Source organism: Spirillospora sp. NPDC047418 (assembly GCF_040643275.1).
Classification (GTDB): Bacteria; Actinomycetota; Actinomycetes; order Streptosporangiales; family Streptosporangiaceae; genus Spirillospora.
The window spans coordinates 17,462-33,187 of sequence record NZ_JBEYTW010000034.1 but is presented as its reverse complement, the minus strand read 5'-3'; the positions used below and the strand labels follow the sequence as shown (position 1 = coordinate 33,187).

Here is a 15,726-nt window from a genome sequence, read left to right as displayed (position 1 = left end):
ATCTGCAAGGGAGCCCATGGCGATGACGGTCAACAGCACGGTCAACGGTGCGCCCGGCGGCGCGACGGCCTCGCAGGCCCGCGAGCTGCTCGAACAAGAGCGCCGGACCCACATCGCGGAACTGGAGCTCCTGGCCGGCGAGAGCGCCCCCGACGAGGCCGTCATGGCCCGCCGCAGCACCCTGCAGGGCAACCTGGAGGAGATCGACGCCGCCTTCGCCCGCCTCGACGACGGCACCTACGGCAAGTGCGAGGACTGCGGCAAGCCCGTCCCCGAAGGCCGCCTGGAGATCATCCCGTACGCCCGCCGCTGCGTGAAGTGCCAGCAGCGACGACGGTGACCACCGCCACGGCGCCGCTGGACGGCCCGCGCGCCGCACTCGACCTCGGCAGCAGCCGCATCCGCGCGAGCGTGCCCGCACTGGACGTGATCGTCGACCGCCCGTCCACGGTCGGCGGCCCCGTCCCGGTCACCACCGGCCCGCCCGCCGCCGGGCGCCGCCGCGCCCGCGCGGTCCCGGCCCGCCCCATCGAGCACGGCATGGTCGCCGACGCCGGGGCCTGCACCCGGCTGACCCGGCTGACGCTCCTGGAGGCCGACCCCGGCCTGCGGCTCCGGCACGTCCTGCTCGCCGTGCCCGCCGCCGCCAGCGGCATCCAGCTCGGCCGCGCGGCCGGCGCCGTCCGCGCGGCCGCCGGCTGCCCGGTGCGGACCATGGAGGCGCCGCTCGCCGCCGCCATCGGCGCCGGCATCGCCATCGGCGACCCGCGGCCCCGGCTCATCCTCGACATCGGCGCCGGCATCGTCGAGATGGCCGTCGTCATGCGCGGCCGGGTCCACTCCGCGCGGTCCGTCCAGTACGTCCCCGACCGGCAGGCCGGCCACCACGCGCCCCGGCTGCCCGAGCACGTCCGCGACCGGCTCGCCGCCGACGTCCAGCACCTGCTGGCCGACCTGCCCGCCCCGCTGCGCCGCGCCGCCCGCGACGGCGGCCTCCTGCTCACCGGCGGCGGCGCCCGGCTGCCGTCCCTGCCGGGCCGCCTCACCGCCGAGATGAGCCTCACCATCAGCATCGCGCGCGACCCGGCCCGCGCCACCATCCGCGGCCTCGCCCACGCCTGCCGCTCCCCCGACGCCTGGCGCCTCACCCGCGCCTGACCGGCACGCACCAACCGACACGGCCGACGGGTGCGCTACAATGCGTCCCGTGCTGTTCCTCATCTACGGGTAGAACGCCCCGCCGCCGCGGACCGCGGCGGCGGCCTTCGGCGTCCCCGTAAACCGCCCCTCCGCGGGCTCTCCCTGAGGAACACCCCCGTGACACCGTCGTACGCGGCCGTCCTGCGCGCGCCGCACGCCTTCCGCACCTTCTCCCTCGCGCTGCTCGGACGCCTGTCCTACGGGACGGTCTTCCTGTCCCTGACGCTGGCGTTCACCGCCGCCACCGGCTCCTACGCCCGCGCCGGCGGGCTCCTGGCGCTGCTCGGCCTCACCGTCTCGGTCCTGTCGCCGCTGCGCGCCGGGTTCATCGACCGGCACGGCCCGCGCCGCGCCCTGCCGCCGATGGCCGCCGCCTACTGCCTCGCCCTCGCCGCGCTGGCCGTCCTCACCTGGCGTCCGGGCGCCCCGTTCCCGCTGCTGGCCGCGCTCACCGCGGCGGCCGGCATCGCCATGCCGCCGCTGGGCGTGGTCATGCGGACGCTGTGGAACGTCCTGGTGCCGGACGGACCGCTGCTGCGGCGCGCCTACAGCCTCGACACCGTCTGCGAGGAGCTGGTCTTCGTCATCGGCCCGCTCCTGGCGGGGCTGCTGGCCGCGGTCGCCTCGCCGTCCCTCGGGATCGCGCTCAGCGCCGTCCTCGTCGCCGCTGGGACCGCCGGCCTGATCGCCTCCCCCGCGGTGGCGCCGCGGCCGCCGGCGCGCACGCGCGGACCCCGCGTGCGCGCGATCCAGCTCGCCCCGTCCGCCGCCGCGGCGGCCACCGGCGTGGTGCTCGGCTCGGCCGGACTGCTGGCCGTCGCGTTCACCCGGCACCACCAGCAGCCCGCCGCGGTCGCCTGGGTCGAGGCCGCGCTCGCGGTCGGCAGCACCCTCGGCGGCCTCGCCTACGGCGCGCTGAGCCGCTCGGCGCCGGGACGCGCCCGGCTGGCCGCCCTGCTGTGCCCGCTCGGGGCGGCCCTGGCCGCGGCGGGCCTCGCACCGTCCGTCCTCGCGCTGAGCGCGGCGGCGTGCGCGGCCGGGCTGTTCATCGGCCCGACGCTGGCCACCGCCTACCTGATCGCCGACGCGACCGCCCCGCCCGCCGCCCGCACCCGCGCCGCGGCCTGGGTCAACACCGCGCTGAACCTCGGCGCCGCCGGCGGTACGGCCGCGACCGGCGTCCTCCTGGACACGCTGCCGCTGCCGCTCTGCTACGCCCTCGTCGCGGCCCCCGCCATCGTCGCCGCAGCGGCACTGCGGCTTTTGCCGGAACGGCAACGCGATTCTCCGGAACGCCAACTTCCGGCCCATCATCGGGGCATGGACGAGACCATGAGCAACGAAGAGTTCTGGGAAGCCCGCTACGCCGAGCACGACCACATCTGGAGCGGCGCCCCCAACGCCGTCCTGGTCAAGGAGGTCACCGGCCTGGCACCGGGCACCGCCCTGGACCTCGGCTGCGGCGAGGGCGCCGACGCCATCTGGCTCGCGCGGCGGGGCTGGCGCGTCACCGGCACCGACATCTCCCGGACCGCCCTCGAGCGCGCAGCGCGCCACGCGGCGGAGGCGGGCGTCGCCGACCGCGTCGGCTGGCAGCGGCACGACCTCGCCGCGTCCTTCCCCGAAGGGGCCTACGACCTGGTCACCGCCATGTTCCTGCACTCGCTCGACCCGGCCATGCCGCGCGAGGCCATCCTGCGGGACGCCGCCGCGGCCGTCGCCCCCGGCGGCGTCCTGCTCATCGCCGGGCACGCCGGCCCGCCGCCCTGGGACCCGGACGCCCACCCCGGTCTGCACCTGCCCACCGCCGACGAGGTCCTGGCGTCCCTCGGCCTCCCGGACGGCTCCTGGGAGGTGCTGCTCAGCGCCGAGAACGAACGCCTCCAGACCGCCCCCGACGGGACCACGATGACCCGCACCGACAACGCCCTCAAGATCCGGCGCCGGCCGGCCTGAACCGCGGTCAGGGACGCGGCGCCTGCTCCATCAGCGCGGTGAACTCCGCCAGGGAGATCTTGCCGTCCCCGTTGGCGTCGGCGGCCACGACCACCTCCACCGCCCGGGTGGCGGTGATGTCCTGGCCGAGCTTGCTCATCAGGTTCTTCAGCTCGGCCGTCGAGATGTAGCCGTCGCCGTCGACGTCCACCAGCTCGAACGTCGCCCTGTAGTCGTCTGCGCCAGCCATGGCTGCTCCTCCGTTGATCGACTGCGGGGCGACGGTAGCATCACGCCGCGGCCCTTTACACAGTAAGGTCAGGGTCGGCCGCCCGGTCCGCCATAATCGGACGGGTGCGCCGATCGCATGAGTTCCTCGACCATCCGGGCCCGATCCCCTTCGCCCACCGCGGCGGAGCGGGGCGCCCGGAGAACTCCATGGCCGCGTTCCAGCACGCCACCGGCCTCGGCTACCGCTACCTGGAGACCGACGCCCACGCCACCGCCGACGGCGTCGTCGTCGCCTTCCACGACCGCACCCTCGGCCGCGTCACCGACCGCACCGGCACCCTCTCCCGGCTCCCCTACGCCGAGGTCGCCAAGGCCCGCATCGACGGCACCGAACCCATCCCCCGCCTGGAGGACGTCCTCGGCTCCTTCCCTGACGCCCGCGTCAACATCGACCTGAAGGACGCCCACGTCATCGGCCCGCTCGCCACGACGCTGCACCGCACCAACGCCTGGAACCGGGTCTGCATCACGTCCTTCTCCACCCGCCGCCTGGCCCAGATGCGCGCCCGCCTCCCCCTGTTCACCGATCGCGACGTGTGCATGGCGCTCGGCCCCCGCGGCGTGATGGCGCTGCGCGCCCGGTCCTACGGCGGCCCCGCGGCCAAGCTCGTCCGGCTGGCCGCCACCGGCGTCGCCTGCGCCCAGGTCCCCTACGGCCTCGGCCCCGTCCCCTTCGTCACCGAGGCGTTCATCGACCACGCCCACCGCCTCGGCCTGCAGGTCCACGCCTGGACGGTCAACGATCCCGCCGCGATGAAGCGCCTCCTGGACATCGGCATCGACGGCATCATGACCGACGAGCTCCCGACCCTCCGCCGCATCATGACCTCCCGCGGCCTCTGGACCGCCTGACGAGGGATCAGGCGGCGGCGCGCAAGCCGGACAAGGCCGCGAGCCAGGCGGTGAACTGGCCGAGCGCGGCCGTCTGGTGCTCGGCAGGGGTGAAGTCGTGGTGGAGGCTGACGTGTGCCGGCCAGGACGACGGCGATCCCGAGCACCCGGTGGGAGGCGAACCGGCCGACCAGGTGCGCCGCGTCGCCGGCCCGCAGCGCCGCGTAGACGTGCGGGCTGCCGTCGGCCTCGCGGTGCGCGAGCATCCCCCGCTCGCCGTCCACCAGCGGCCGGACCCGGGACCACGCGCCGTCCGCGCCGACGGGCAGGCCCGTGCGCGCCGGTAATCGAACGCCCACTCGATTTCTATGATGACCAGTCCATCGATCTCACATTCGACTACAGTATGGATTGCATCCACCACTGTCAGCCATCATGTGCAGCTCGAAGGGAACGACCGTGCGAGCATTCGATCCGCACTCCTCGCCAAACGATCTCGCGTTGCCCGAGGAGATCAAGCGCGGCAACACGCTGATCCACACCCTGTACCGCTTCTTCAACGGGCAGGGCAGGCTCCTGTACGTCGGGATCACGGCTGGCGATCCGAACATCCGCTGGAGTCGTCACCAACGCATGTCGCCGTGGTGGGACGACGTGAGCTTCGTCCACGTCGAGCATCTGCACGATCGGGAAGAGGCGCGAGTGGCCGAACTCGCGGCCATACGGATGGAAAGTCCGCTCCACAACGTCGCGGACCGCCCCGGCTGGAACCCCTCAGGGGAGGCCCGCAAGCTCGCCCGCCGAAGACTGGAGGAACTCGCCGGAGAAAGCCTCGGACCTTGTGTGACCGCCACCGAGGTGCGAATGCGGTTGAAGGAGTTCGTCAACGAGGTCTGCTACGGCGGCCCACCTGTGACCATCACCCGCCATAACAAGCCGGTGGCGGCGATCGTCAGTCCCGAGGATTGGGAGTTGCTCCTGGAGATCCGGCGCCGGCGCGCGTCGGGGATCAGCGGTTGAAGCCGGGCGGGCGGTATTCGGCGGCGATGCGCAAGGGCGGGGACTGCTGCGGGCGTTCGGCGGGACGGGGCGGCGGGCTCGGGGGGACCGCGCCGCCGGCCTGGAGGTCGAGGCGCTGGGCGCGGATCGCCTCCAGCAGTTCCAGGTCCTCCGGGCTGACCAGGGCGGCCATCACCTTGCCGCGCCGCGTGAGCTTGACGGGCTCGCCCGTGTAGGCGACCCGGTTCACCAGATCCGCGAACTGGGCTCGTGCTTCGGTCACCGGAACATCCACGTCATTCATCGTATAGCGAAACACCCGATCTCCCCCTGGCCCGGCCTCCCGGGCGGTAATACGCTCTCATGTACAGAGCGTACGTAACGTACGGGTGATCGAGGAGGGTGCCGTGAGCAGCGGACCGAGGCAAGACGGCGAGCGACTGGCCGAGACGTTCGCGGGGAGGTCGCGGGCGGCTGTGGCGGAGGTGCCGCGGATCGCGGACGCGCAGTTGTTCGATCGGCTGCTCGCGCAGCGGATCGTGTTCCTCGGGAGCGAGATCGACGACGCGCTCGCCAACCGGGTGAACGCGCAGCTGCTGCTGCTCGCGGCCGAGGACGCGCGGCGCGACATCACGATCTACCTCAACTCGCCCGGCGGGGTCGTGGACGCCGGCATGGCGATCTACGACATGATGCAGTTCGTCCCGAACGACATATCCACGGTCGCGATGGGCATGGCGGCCTCCATGGGACAGACGCTGCTGTGCGCGGGGACGCCGGGCAAGCGGTACGCGCTGCGGCACGCGCGGGTGATGATGCACCAGCCGCACGGCGGGATCGGCGGCACCGCGTCCGACATCAAGATCCAGGCGGAGCAGTCGCTCTACCTCAAGCGGACCCTGGCCGAGCGCACCGCGTTCCACACCGGGCAGCCGCTGGAGCAGATCGAGGCCGACAGCGACCGCGACGCGTGGTTCACCGCCGAGGAGGCCCGCGACTACGGCTTCGTCGACCACGTCATCGACAGCACCGACCGGGTGGGCACATGACACGTGCGGAACGGCGGTACCTCGTCCCCGAGTACGAGGAGCAGACGAGCTACGGCCGCAAGGACACCAACCCCTACAACAGGCTCTTCGAGGACCGCATCGTGTTCCTCGGCGCGCCGGTGGACGACACCAGCGCCAACGACGTCACCGCGCAGCTGCTGGCGCTGGAGGGGATGGACCCCGACCGGCCCATCGCGCTCTACATCAACTCGCCGGGCGGGTCGCTGACGGCGATGCTGGCGATCTGCGACACGATGCGCTACGTCCGGCCCGAGGTCGAGACGACGTGCGTCGGGCAGGCCGGGTCGGCGGCGGCGGTGCTGCTGGCGGCGGGCTCGCCGGGACGGCGGCAGGCGCTGCGCGGCGCGCGGATCCTGCTGCACGAGCCGGAGATCGAGGTGTCCCGCGGCTACGCCACCGACCTGGACATCCAGGCGCGGGAGGTGCTGCGGCTGCGCGAGCAGACCGAGACGATCCTGGCGGAGGCGACCGGCCGCGACCCCGCGACGGTGCGGCGCGACCTGGACCGCGAGCGGTACTTCACCGCCGCGGAGGCCGCGGAGTACGGGCTGGTCGACGCGGTCGTCACCACGCGCTGAACCACGCGCTGAGCGGCCCGCGGGACCGCAGGTTCCGCGGCGGCGGCCCGGGGCGGCCGGAAACTGCAGGGTTGGATCACCCCGGGCGAGGGAATCTTGTCGGGGTGTTCAGCGTTGGTCAGGGCAAGACCGCAAGCCGTCTGGGAGGCACGTGACGATGGCCGAGCGCGCACTTCGCGGCACCCGACTCGGAGCGACGAGCTACGAGAACGATCGCAATACCGATCTGGCCCCTCGTCAAGAGGTGGACTATACCTGCACGAAGGGCCACCGGTTCACCGTGACGCTCGCCGCGGAGGCCGAGGTGCCGATGACCTGGGAATGCCGCAGCTGCGGCGCCACGGCCCTGCGGGTCGACGGGGAGCTGCCGCAAGCGAAGAAGGGGAAGCCGCCGCGGACCCACTGGGACATGCTCATGGAGCGCAGGACCGTCGAGGACCTGGAGGAGGTCCTCGCCGAGCGCCTGGAGATCCTGCGGGCAGGACGCAGGAAGTCCGCATAGCGAACGAGGGAAGTCTTTTCCACGGGCCCGTACCGGCGACGGTGCGGGCCCGTTCCCTGTCCGGGCGCCGGAACGGCGTCAGGGGCCGGTGCGGGGACGGACGAGGCCGCTCTCGTAGGCGGCGACGACGGCCTGCACGCGGTCGCGGAGCCCGAGCTTGCGCAGGATCCGGCTGACGTGAGTCTTCACCGTCTCCTCCCCCACGACGAGGCGGGCGGCGATCTCGGCGTTGGACAGTCCCCCGGCGACCAGCCGGAGCACCTCGGTCTCGCGCGGGGTGAGCCCGGCCAGGACGCCCCGGTCGGGCGGCCGGGGACGCAGCCGGGCGAACTCGCCGATGAGGCGGCGGGTGACGGCCGGGGCGAGCAGCGCCTCCCCCGCGGCGACGACCCGGACGGCGTCGAACAGCCGCTCGGCGGTGACGTCCTTGAGCAGGAAGCCGCTGGCGCCCGCGACGAGGGCGTCGTAGACGTGCTCGTCGAGGTCGAACGTGGTCAGCATGAGGACGCGCGGCGGGTCCGGTTCGGCGGTGACGCGGCGGGTGGCCTCGATGCCGTCCATGACGGGCATCCGCACGTCCATGAGCACGACGTCGGGCCGGTGCTCGCGGCATACCGCGACGGTCCCGGCGCCGTCGGACGCGGTCGCCACGACCGCCAGGTCCGGCTGGGTGCCGAGCAGCGCCCCGAACCCCGCGCGGACGACCTCCTGGTCGTCGGCGACCACCACGCGGACGGTCACGGCACCTCCAGCGGCAGCCTCGCCTCGACCAGGAACCCGCCGACCGGGCCGGGCCCGGCGCGCAGGTCGCCGCCGACGGCGGCGGCGCGCTCGCGCATGCCGAGCAGCCCGTGCCCGGCGGCGCCCGCGCCCGGGCCGGGGCCGTTGTCGCGGACGGTGACCCGCAGCGCGTCCGGCGCGTAGTCGAGCTCCACGTCGACGGCGGCGCCGGGGGCGTGCCGCCGCGCGTTGGTGAGCGCCTCCTGCGCGATCCGGTAGGCGGCGAGCTCCAGGCCGGGGTCGAGCGCGGTGACGTCCCCGCGGACGATCAGCCGGACCCCGGCGGCGACCGGCCCGCGGGACTCGTCGACGAGGTCCAGGAGCTGCTGCAGGCCCGGCTGGGGGCGGCGGGTCGGCTCGGCGCCGGCGTCCTCGCGCAGCACGCCGAGCAGCCGCCGCATCTCGGTGAGCGCGGTCCGGGCGGTGTCGCCGATGGCCAGCAGCCGCTCGGCGCCCTCGGCGGGCATCCCGGGGACGGCGAGCCGCGCCGTCTCGGCCTGCACGGAGATCATCGATATATGGTGGGCGACGACGTCGTGCAGCTCGCGGGCGATGCGGGCCCGCTCGCCCCGCGCGGTGTGCTCCAGCAGGGTGCTCTCGAACGCGCGGCGGGACGCGGCGAGCGCGGCGGCCGCGGCGCGCCGCCGGGCGAGCCGCCGCCGCACCAGCACCGCCCAGACGGTGCCGAGCGCCACCAGCGCGGCGACGGCGGGACCGCGGTGCAGCACGCACGCCGCGGCGGCCGCGACCGTGATCGCCGCGGCGGCACCGGTGATCCGGTCGCGGGCCAGCGCGAGCGGCAGCGTGGCGCACACGTCCACCACGATCGCCAGGGACAGCACGGCGCCCGACCCGTGCGTGCGCACGACGGCCTCGGCGGCGCCCGCCGCGGCCAGGCAGGCGCCCGCAACCGGCCACCGCGACCGCCCGCCGATCTCCCCCACGGACGCCATTGTCGCGCGTGCGGCGGCCCGGCGGCGTCCCTCCCGGGAGGGACCCGCGTCCCCCGGCCCCGCCCCGCCGAGACGGCTCCCCGGCGGGACGACGCGGGACCGGCCCGGTCCGTAGCCTCCCTGGGCATGGAGGCAACCATCGAAGTGCGGGGCCTGCGCAAGCGGTACGGGGCGGCGGTCGCGGTGGACGACCTGTCGTTCACCGCGGGGCCCGGGCAGGTCACCGGGTTCGTCGGCCCCAACGGCGCCGGCAAGTCCACCACCATGCGGATGATCATGGGCCTGGACCGGCCCGACGCCGGGACGGCGCTGGTCGGCGGGCGGCCCTACCGGTCGCTGCGGACGCCGCTGTGCCGGCTCGGCGCGATGCTGGACGCGGCGGCGGTGCATCCGGCCCGGCGGGCCCGCGACCATCTGCGCTGGCTCGCGCACGCCAACGGGCTGCCGGCCCGGCGGGTGGACGAGGTGATCGAGCTGGCCGGCCTGGCGAGCGCGGCGCGGCGCCGGGCGGGCGGGTTCTCGCTCGGCATGCGGCAGCGGCTCGGGATCGCCGCGGCGCTGCTCGGGGATCCGCCGGTGCTGATGTTCGACGAGCCGGTCAACGGCCTGGACCCCGAGGGCATCGCCTGGATCCGGGGGCTGCTGCGGTCGCTGGCCGCCGAGGGGCGGGCGGTGCTGGTGTCCAGCCATCTGATGAGCGAACTGGAGGGCGGCGCCGACCACCTGGTGGTGATCGGGCGGGGCCGGCTGATCGCCGACACCAGCGTCGCGGACCTGCTGGACGCCGCGTCCGGCGGCCGGGTCGAGCTGCGCACCGCCGAGCGGCAGGGGGCCATGACGGTGCTGGCCCGCGCGGGCGCCACCGCCACCGCCACCGGGCCGGACGCGGTGACGGTCGCGGGCCTGCCGTCCGAGCGGATCATCGCGCTGCTGACCGGCGCCGGGGTCGCGTTCAGCGGGATCTCCGCGCACCGGGCGACACTGGAGGAGGCCTACATGGAGCTGACCAGGGACGCGGTGGAGTTCCAGGCCGTGACCGGGCAGGGGGCCCGGTGACCGCCCCCGCTCCCCCCGCGGGGACGCCGTACCGCAGCGCCGTCCTGGCGCAGGCGCGGGACGGGTTCGGCCGGCTGCTGCTGGCCGAGTGGACCAAGCTGCGCACCGTCCCCCGCTGGATGCTGACCCTGCTGGCGTCGGTCCTGCTCACGGTCCTGGTGGCGCTGCTGTCGGCGGCGGGCACCGACTCCACGGGCTCGGGCGGCGGCGACGCCGCGCCCCCGCCGACGGGGACGTTCGACCTCGGGCACTTCACCTACCGGCCGCTCGCGGGGGACGGCTCGGTGACCGCCAGGGTCGCGGCCCAGGACGGCGGCGGCGCGTGGGCGAAGGCCGGGCTGATGCTCCGGGGCAGCGCGCAGCGCGGCACCCCCTACGCGGCCCTGATGGTGACGCCGGGCCACGGCGTGCGGCTGCAGACCGGCTACGCGAGCGGCGGCCAGGGCGGCGGCGCGGCGGCCCTGCCGCGCTGGCTGAGGCTGACCCGCTCCGGCACGACCGTGACCGGCTACGACTCCCCCGACGGGCGGGCCTGGCACCGCGTCGGCTCGGTCCGCCTGGACGGGCTGCCGGAGCGGGCCCTGGCGGGCATGTTCGTGGCCGTGCCCGACCACGTCGAGGTGCAGCGCCAGTTCGGCGGCGAGAGCGTCTCCGGCAGCCCCGGCGACACCCGCGCGACGTTCGACCACGTGTCGCTCTCGCCTGCGGCGCCGGGCGCGGCGTGGCGCGACCGGGGCACGCCCGGCGGGCCGGCGGCCGACCCGGACGCCGACGGCCGCACCGGGTCCGGCGGGACGTTCACGCTGAAGGGCACGGGCGACATCGGCCCCGACGAGTTCGCCGACGACATCACCCGGACCACCCTCACCGGCGTGCTGATCGGGCAGGCGGCGGTCGTCGCGCTCGCGGTGCTGTTCGTGACGGCCGAGTTCCGCCGCGGGATGCTGCGCACGACGTTCGCCGCGTCCCCGCGCCGCGGCCGGGTCCTGGCGGCCAAGGCCGTCGTGGCGGGGCTGGCGGGGCTGGGCGCCGGGCTCGCGGCGGCGCTGGGCGCGGTGCTGCTGGCCGGACCGGTGCTCCGCTCGCACGGGATGTCGCCGCCGCCGCTGTCGGACGGCGCGGTGCTGCGCGCCGTCCTCGGCACGGCGGCGCTGCTCGGCGCCGTCGCGGTGTTCTCCCTGTCGGTCGCGGTGATCGTGCGGCGCAGCGCGCCCGCCATCACGATCGTGCTGCTGCTCCTGCTCGTCCCGCAGATCGTCGCGACGGGGCTGCCGCTGTCGGCGGCGCGGTGGCTGGAGCGCCTCACCCCGGCCGCCGGGTTCGCGATCCAGCACACCGTCCCGCGGTTCGACCAGGCCATCGCCCCGTGGGCGGGCTTCGGGGTCCTGTGCGCCTACACGGCGGCGGCCCTGGCCGCCGCGGCCTGGCTGATCCGGAAGAGGGACGCGTGAACGCCCTGCACGCCGAGTGGACGAAGCTGCGGACGCTGCCGAGCACCTGGTGGGTGCTGGCCGCCCTGGCGGTGCTCACGGCCGCCGTGGGCGCCGCCGTGACCGGCTCCGTCGACACTTCCCACTGCACGAGCCCCGCTGGCTGCATGGAGGACACGCCGAAGCTGGCGCTGTCGGGCGTCCAGATCGGGCAGGTCGCCGCCGTCGTGCTCGGGGTGCTGGCGGTCGGCGGCGAGTACGCCACCGGGACGATCGCGGCGACGCTGGCCGCCGTCCCCCGCCGGACCGCGGTGCTGGCCGCCAAGGCCGCCGTCGTCGCGGGCGCGGTCACCGCCGCCGGGGCCCTCGGGGTGCTGGCGTCGCTGGCGGCCGGGCGCGGACTGCTGCCCGGCGGCGGGTTCACGGCCGCGAACGGCTACCCGCCGCTGTCCCCGCTGGACGGCCCGACGGCGCGCGCCGCCGCCGGGACCGTCCTGTACCTGGTGCTGGTGGCGCTGCTGGCGCTCGGGGTGGGGACGGCGCTGCGGGAGCAGGCGGCGGCGGTCACGGCGGTGCTGGCGCTGCTGTGGATCGTCCCGGTGATCAACCGGCTGGCGGCCGGCGCGACCTGGCAGGACCGGCTGGAGAAGGTGTCGCCGATGCCCGCGGGCCTGGCCGTGCAGGCGACGCGGGACCTGGACCGGCTGCCGATCGGGCCGTGGGAGGGCCTCGGCGTCCTCGCCGGGTACGCGGCGGCGGCGCTGCTGGCGGGCGGTGCCCTGCTCGCCGCGCGGGACGCCTAGCCCCTCGGGGCGGCGCGTCCGCTCAGGCGCGCGACGCGGTGCCGCCGTCCCCGCGGACGGCCTCGTCCTCGCGGATGACCTCGCCGCGGACCACCGGTCCCGGCGGGGTCTCCACGCGGCCGGGGCCGGGGCCCCGGCCGAACGGGTCGAACCCGGCGCCGCCGGGGCCGGGCGGGAACACGGTCGCGGCCCGCTCCTCGGCGGCCCGCAGCCGCCGCGCGGCGAACGCCGACAGCGCCCGCCGGACCAGGGGCCGGGTGAACGGCAGCACGAGCGCGAGGCCGAGCACGTCGGTGACGAAGCCGGGGAACAGCAGCAGCATCCCGCCGGCCATCACCAGCGCGGCGTCGCCGAGTTCGCGGTCCCGCAGGACGCCGGTGCGGACGGTGTCGTTGAGCGCGCCCCACGCCCGGCGGCCCTCCCGCCGGACGAGCCAGGCCCCCAGCACGGTCTCGGCGGCCAGCAGCCCGATCACCGGCCAGGCGCCGATCGCCCCGCCGACCAGGATCAGCACGAAGATCTCCAGGGCGGGCACGAGCAGGAACGCCAGGAGGATCAGCAGCGGCAGCATGGCTCCATTTTCGGGGTCGTCACAAAAGCCTCTCCCCTGTACAACGCCGGGACGGGCCCGATCGTTTCCCCACTGGCCCCGCCGCCCCCGGCGGCCCTCAGCGGCCCTCAGCGGGGCGGGCGCAGCCTGCCGACGCGGTCGGCCATGCCCCACTGGGTGATGCGCACCGCCGCCTCGGCCATCACGTCCCGGCTCATCTTGCTGGTGCCGTGCTCGCGCTCGACGAACGTGATCGGCACCTCCACCACCCGCAGGCCCTGCCGCAGCGCCCGCAGCGCCAGGTCGATCTGGAAGCAGTAGCCGCGCGAGTCGACCTCCTCCAGCCCGATCTTCGCCAGCGTCGCGGCGCGGAACGCCCGGTACCCGGCGGTGGCGTCGTGCAGCGGGATGCCGAGCATCAGCCGGGCATAGGTGTTGGCGCCGCGCGACAGCGCCTCGCGCCGCTTCGGCCAGTTGCGGACCTTGCCGCCGGGCACCCAGCGGGCCCCGATGACCAGGTCGGCGTCCGCCAGCGCGGCCAGCAGCCGCGGCAGCTCCTCGGGCTGGTGGGAGCCGTCGGCGTCCATCTCGACCATGACGTCGTAGCCGTGCTCGGCGGCCCACCGGAACCCGGCGATGTAGGCGGGGCCGAGCCCGTCCTTGCCGCCGCGGTGCAGGACCTTGAGCTGCTCGTCCTTCTCGGCCATCGCGTCGGCGAGGTCGCCGGTGCCGTCGGGGCTGGCGTCGTCGACCACCAGGACGTCGACCGCCGGGACGGCCTTGCGCACCCGTGCGGTGATGCGCTCGATGTTGTCCCGCTCGTTGTAGGTCGGGATGATCACGAGCACCCGGCCGAGGTCGGCTGGGATCTCCATCGGTGTCAATTCCCCTCGTTCTTCCTGGCTGTCCATGCCGCCGCGAGGACCGCGCCGAGCGCGAGCGCCGCGAGCACCCACTCCGGCGCCTCCCCGAGGCGGTCCGACAGCGTCCGCGCGGTGCGGGCCGGGACGGTCCGGACCTGGATGTCGGGGACGAACTCGCGGGACTCCTCGAGCATCCGGCCGTCCGGCGCGACGATCGCGCTGATCCCGCTGGTCGCCGCGACCAAGATCGTACGGCCGTGCTCGACCGCGCGCAGCCGCGACATCGCGATCTGCTGCGGCGGCAGGCTGGTGCGGCCGTAGGTGGCGTTGTTGGTCTGCACGACCAGGATGTCGCCGCGCGCCACGTCGCGGACCTCCTTGTCGTAGGCCACCTCGAAGCAGATCACGTCGCCGATGTCCACCGGCCCGAGCCGCATCACGCCCGACCGGGTGCCCTTGGCGAAGTCGCGCGGGATCCGCTCGAACCGGGTGATCAGCTTGGTGAGGACGTCGCGGAACGGCAGGTACTCCCCGAACGGCACCGGGTGCCGCTTGACGTAGTAGTCGCCGGGGCCGGACCGCGGGTCCCAGACGATGCCGCGGTTCTCGACCTTCTCCCCGTCGGGGGTGTCGGTGAGCGCGCCGACCAGGACGGGGACGCCGACGTCCTTCACGGCGCCGTCGATGGCGTTGTAGGCGTCCGGCTCCTCGTAGGGGTCGAGATCGCTGGCGTTCTCCGGCCACACGACCAGCTCGGGCCTGGCGACCTCGCCGGCGCGGACCCGCGCGGCCAGCTCGTGGGTGGCCTTGACGTGGTTGTTCAGGACGGCCTTGCGCTGGCCGAGGAAGTCCAGGCCGAGGCGCGGCACGTTGCCCTGGATCACCGCGACCGTCACGGGCCGGCCGGCGGTCGGGGTGGGGATCAGCAGCCCGCCGCCCGTGACGGCGGCGATCAGCGCGAGGGCGCCCGCGGCCGGCACGAGCAGGCGCCGCGGGCCGGGGGCCTCGTCCCGGTCCCCGGCGGAGGCGCCGTCGGAGGCGCCGGCGGAGGCGCCGTCGGAGGCGCCGGCGGAGGCGCGGTCGCCGCGGCGGGCTCGGCGGGCGCGGTGGGCGGCGACGGCGGCGTAGGCGAGCAGCCCGCCGAGCAGCGCGGTCAGGAACGTCACCAGCGGCGCGCCGCCGTAGGACGCGTACGGGGTCAGCGGCGTGGCGGTCTGGCTGAACGCCAGCCGCGCCCAGGGGAACCCGCCGAAGGGGACGCGGCCGCGGACCAGCTCCTCGGCGACCCACAGCGCGGCCGTCCAGACCGGCCAGGCGGGCAGCCGGGTGACGACGGCGATCCCGGCGCCCATCGGCAGGAAGTAGGCGGCCTGGACGAAGCTGAGGAGGATCCAGCCGTCCGGGCCGATCCGGATGATGCCCTCCAGGGCGGGGACGAAGAACGCGGCGCCGGCGACGAACGCCAGCCAGGCGCCCGTGCGGGGCCGCTGTCCGCGCAGCACCAGCGTCAGCAGCGCGACGCCCACAGGGGCGAGGAAGGTGAGGTCGATCGGCGGGAACGCCAGCCACATGGTCAGCCCGGCGGCCGCGGCCAGCAGGGTGCGGGGCCAGCCCGCGCGGCCGCCGCGGCGCAGGCCGGCGCCGAGCCGGCCCAGCCGGCCGCGCGGCGCCTCGCCGCCGGGCGCGCCGTCCGGGCCCTCGCCGGGGCCCCGGGCCGGCGACCGGTCCGGGAGGGTCTCCTGGGCCACGTCCCCCACCTCGTTCGTTCTTCGTCTCCCCGGAACGCTACCGGGCGCGGGCGCCCGCGGCGACCACGGCCCGTGAGCGCGGGCGGGGGGTGCCGGGGTGCGGGGCCGGTGCGGGGGTCAGTGCGGGCGGGGGCGCG

At 75.5% G+C, this 15,726-nt stretch carries 19 protein-coding genes; 12 read left to right on the top strand and 7 right to left on the bottom strand.

Annotated elements, in window-relative coordinates; translation table 11 throughout:
• Window positions 1-22 precede the first annotated feature (22 nt).
• The 3 genes from ABZ806_RS21900 (at window position 23) to ABZ806_RS21890 (ending at window position 3,156) form a co-directional block, all read left to right on the top strand.
• A complete protein-coding gene (locus ABZ806_RS21900) occupies window positions 23-340 on the top strand; it encodes a TraR/DksA family transcriptional regulator (RefSeq protein ID WP_500219192.1) in 318 nt (105 codons plus the stop codon).
• Window positions 337-1,158 (top strand): rod shape-determining protein, encoded by an 822-nt coding sequence (locus tag ABZ806_RS21895; RefSeq protein ID WP_500219190.1) that lies wholly within the window; start codon window positions 337-339, stop codon window positions 1,156-1,158. Before ABZ806_RS21900 ends, ABZ806_RS21895 begins: the two co-directional genes overlap by 4 nt.
• Window positions 1,159-1,317: 159 nt before the next feature.
• Window positions 1,318-3,156, top strand: coding sequence for a class I SAM-dependent methyltransferase (locus tag ABZ806_RS21890; protein WP_500219189.1), 1,839 nt, complete (start codon window positions 1,318-1,320; stop codon window positions 3,154-3,156).
• Window positions 3,157-3,163: 7 nt separating this feature from the next.
• Here the strand turns inward: ABZ806_RS21890 and ABZ806_RS21885 are convergent, their stop codons facing one another.
• Window positions 3,164-3,385 carry an EF-hand domain-containing protein gene (locus ABZ806_RS21885; protein ID WP_500219188.1) on the bottom strand — a complete coding sequence of 74 codons (222 nt, stop codon included), beginning with the start codon at window positions 3,383-3,385 and terminating at the stop codon, window positions 3,164-3,166.
• A gap of 104 nt (window positions 3,386-3,489) precedes the next feature.
• On the opposite strand from ABZ806_RS21885, the gene ABZ806_RS21880 reads away from it, so the two are divergent.
• The 3 genes from ABZ806_RS21880 (at window position 3,490) to ABZ806_RS21870 (ending at window position 5,277) form a co-directional block, all read left to right on the top strand.
• Window positions 3,490-4,278, top strand: coding sequence for a glycerophosphodiester phosphodiesterase family protein (locus ABZ806_RS21880; RefSeq protein WP_500219187.1), 789 nt, complete (start codon window positions 3,490-3,492; stop codon window positions 4,276-4,278).
• Between the two features lie 50 nt (window positions 4,279-4,328).
• On the top strand, window positions 4,329-4,604 hold the full coding sequence (locus ABZ806_RS21875; protein ID WP_500219186.1) for a hypothetical protein: 276 nt from the start codon (window positions 4,329-4,331) through the stop codon (window positions 4,602-4,604).
• 112 nt (window positions 4,605-4,716) lie between these two features.
• Window positions 4,717-5,277, top strand: a complete 561-nt coding sequence (locus ABZ806_RS21870) for a type II toxin-antitoxin system prevent-host-death family antitoxin (protein ID WP_500219185.1) — start codon at window positions 4,717-4,719, stop codon at window positions 5,275-5,277.
• Here the strand turns inward: ABZ806_RS21870 and ABZ806_RS21865 are convergent.
• The gene (locus tag ABZ806_RS21865) at window positions 5,267-5,560 is read right to left on the bottom strand and encodes a type II toxin-antitoxin system Phd/YefM family antitoxin (RefSeq protein ID WP_500219184.1); all 294 of its coding nucleotides are present in this window, start codon (window positions 5,558-5,560) and stop codon (window positions 5,267-5,269) included. The genes ABZ806_RS21870 and ABZ806_RS21865 overlap by 11 nt on opposite strands.
• A gap of 172 nt (window positions 5,561-5,732) precedes the next feature.
• Here ABZ806_RS21865 and ABZ806_RS21860 point away from each other — a divergent pair, with 172 nt between their 5' ends.
• The 3 genes from ABZ806_RS21860 to ABZ806_RS21850 all read left to right on the top strand — a co-directional run bounded on the left by ABZ806_RS21860 (window position 5,733) and on the right by ABZ806_RS21850 (window position 7,406).
• A complete protein-coding gene (locus ABZ806_RS21860; protein WP_500219243.1) occupies window positions 5,733-6,305 on the top strand; it encodes a ClpP family protease in 573 nt (190 codons plus the stop codon).
• On the top strand, window positions 6,302-6,904 hold the full coding sequence (locus ABZ806_RS21855) for an ATP-dependent Clp protease proteolytic subunit (protein ID WP_500219183.1): 603 nt from the start codon (window positions 6,302-6,304) through the stop codon (window positions 6,902-6,904). The genes ABZ806_RS21860 and ABZ806_RS21855 overlap by 4 nt, the downstream gene beginning before the upstream one ends.
• Before the next feature lie 157 nt (window positions 6,905-7,061).
• Complete coding sequence (locus ABZ806_RS21850; protein ID WP_500219242.1) at window positions 7,062-7,406, top strand: RNA polymerase-binding protein RbpA; 345 nt, start codon at window positions 7,062-7,064, stop codon at window positions 7,404-7,406.
• A 78-nt stretch (window positions 7,407-7,484) separates the two neighbouring features.
• Here the strand turns inward: ABZ806_RS21850 and ABZ806_RS21845 are convergent, their stop codons facing one another.
• Window positions 7,485-8,147, bottom strand: a complete 663-nt coding sequence (locus ABZ806_RS21845) for a response regulator (RefSeq protein WP_500219182.1) — start codon at window positions 8,145-8,147, stop codon at window positions 7,485-7,487.
• Window positions 8,144-9,130 (bottom strand): sensor histidine kinase, encoded by a 987-nt coding sequence (locus ABZ806_RS21840; protein ID WP_500219181.1) that lies wholly within the window; start codon window positions 9,128-9,130, stop codon window positions 8,144-8,146. The genes ABZ806_RS21845 and ABZ806_RS21840 overlap by 4 nt, the downstream gene beginning before the upstream one ends.
• A gap of 135 nt (window positions 9,131-9,265) precedes the next feature.
• Here ABZ806_RS21840 and ABZ806_RS21835 point away from each other — a divergent pair, with 135 nt between their 5' ends.
• Genes ABZ806_RS21835 through ABZ806_RS21825 form a run of 3 tightly spaced genes read left to right on the top strand, consistent with a single transcriptional unit; the run spans window position 9,266 to window position 12,428 of the window.
• Window positions 9,266-10,195: an ABC transporter ATP-binding protein gene (locus ABZ806_RS21835; protein ID WP_500219179.1), complete on the top strand. Its 930-nt coding sequence runs from the start codon at window positions 9,266-9,268 to the stop codon at window positions 10,193-10,195.
• Complete coding sequence (locus ABZ806_RS21830) at window positions 10,192-11,646, top strand: DUF1349 domain-containing protein (RefSeq protein WP_500219178.1); 1,455 nt, start codon at window positions 10,192-10,194, stop codon at window positions 11,644-11,646. The genes ABZ806_RS21835 and ABZ806_RS21830 overlap by 4 nt, the downstream gene beginning before the upstream one ends.
• Window positions 11,643-12,428 (top strand): ABC transporter permease, encoded by a 786-nt coding sequence (locus ABZ806_RS21825; RefSeq protein ID WP_500219177.1) that lies wholly within the window; start codon window positions 11,643-11,645, stop codon window positions 12,426-12,428. The genes ABZ806_RS21830 and ABZ806_RS21825 overlap by 4 nt, the downstream gene beginning before the upstream one ends.
• Window positions 12,429-12,450: 22 nt before the next feature.
• Here ABZ806_RS21825 and ABZ806_RS21820 read toward each other — a convergent pair whose 3' ends face one another.
• The 3 genes from ABZ806_RS21820 to lnt all read right to left on the bottom strand — a co-directional run bounded on the left by ABZ806_RS21820 (window position 12,451) and on the right by lnt (window position 15,589).
• Window positions 12,451-12,999, bottom strand: a complete 549-nt coding sequence (locus tag ABZ806_RS21820) for an FxsA family protein (RefSeq protein WP_500219176.1) — start codon at window positions 12,997-12,999, stop codon at window positions 12,451-12,453.
• Between the two features lie 107 nt (window positions 13,000-13,106).
• Entirely contained in the window at window positions 13,107-13,853 is a 747-nt protein-coding gene (locus tag ABZ806_RS21815) for a polyprenol monophosphomannose synthase (protein ID WP_500219175.1), read from the bottom strand.
• Between the two features lie 5 nt (window positions 13,854-13,858).
• A complete protein-coding gene (lnt, locus tag ABZ806_RS21810; RefSeq protein WP_500219174.1) occupies window positions 13,859-15,589 on the bottom strand; it encodes an apolipoprotein N-acyltransferase in 1,731 nt (576 codons plus the stop codon).
• Between the last annotated feature and the right edge of the window lie 137 nt (window positions 15,590-15,726).

Coding starts and splice junctions, on each gene's coding strand:
- ABZ806_RS21855 (WP_500219183.1), top strand. CDS start 6,302: ATGACACGTGCGGAACGGCGGTACCTCGTCCCCGAGTACGAGGAGCAG.
- ABZ806_RS21815 (WP_500219175.1), bottom strand. CDS start 13,853: ATGGAGATCCCAGCCGACCTCGGCCGGGTGCTCGTGATCATCCCGACC.
- ABZ806_RS21900 (WP_500219192.1), top strand. CDS start 23: ATGACGGTCAACAGCACGGTCAACGGTGCGCCCGGCGGCGCGACGGCC.
- ABZ806_RS21835 (WP_500219179.1), top strand. CDS start 9,266: ATGGAGGCAACCATCGAAGTGCGGGGCCTGCGCAAGCGGTACGGGGCG.
- ABZ806_RS21865 (WP_500219184.1), bottom strand. CDS start 5,560: ATGAATGACGTGGATGTTCCGGTGACCGAAGCACGAGCCCAGTTCGCG.
- ABZ806_RS21885 (WP_500219188.1), bottom strand. CDS start 3,385: ATGGCTGGCGCAGACGACTACAGGGCGACGTTCGAGCTGGTGGACGTC.
- ABZ806_RS21820 (WP_500219176.1), bottom strand. CDS start 12,999: ATGCTGCCGCTGCTGATCCTCCTGGCGTTCCTGCTCGTGCCCGCCCTG.
- ABZ806_RS21850 (WP_500219242.1), top strand. CDS start 7,062: ATGGCCGAGCGCGCACTTCGCGGCACCCGACTCGGAGCGACGAGCTAC.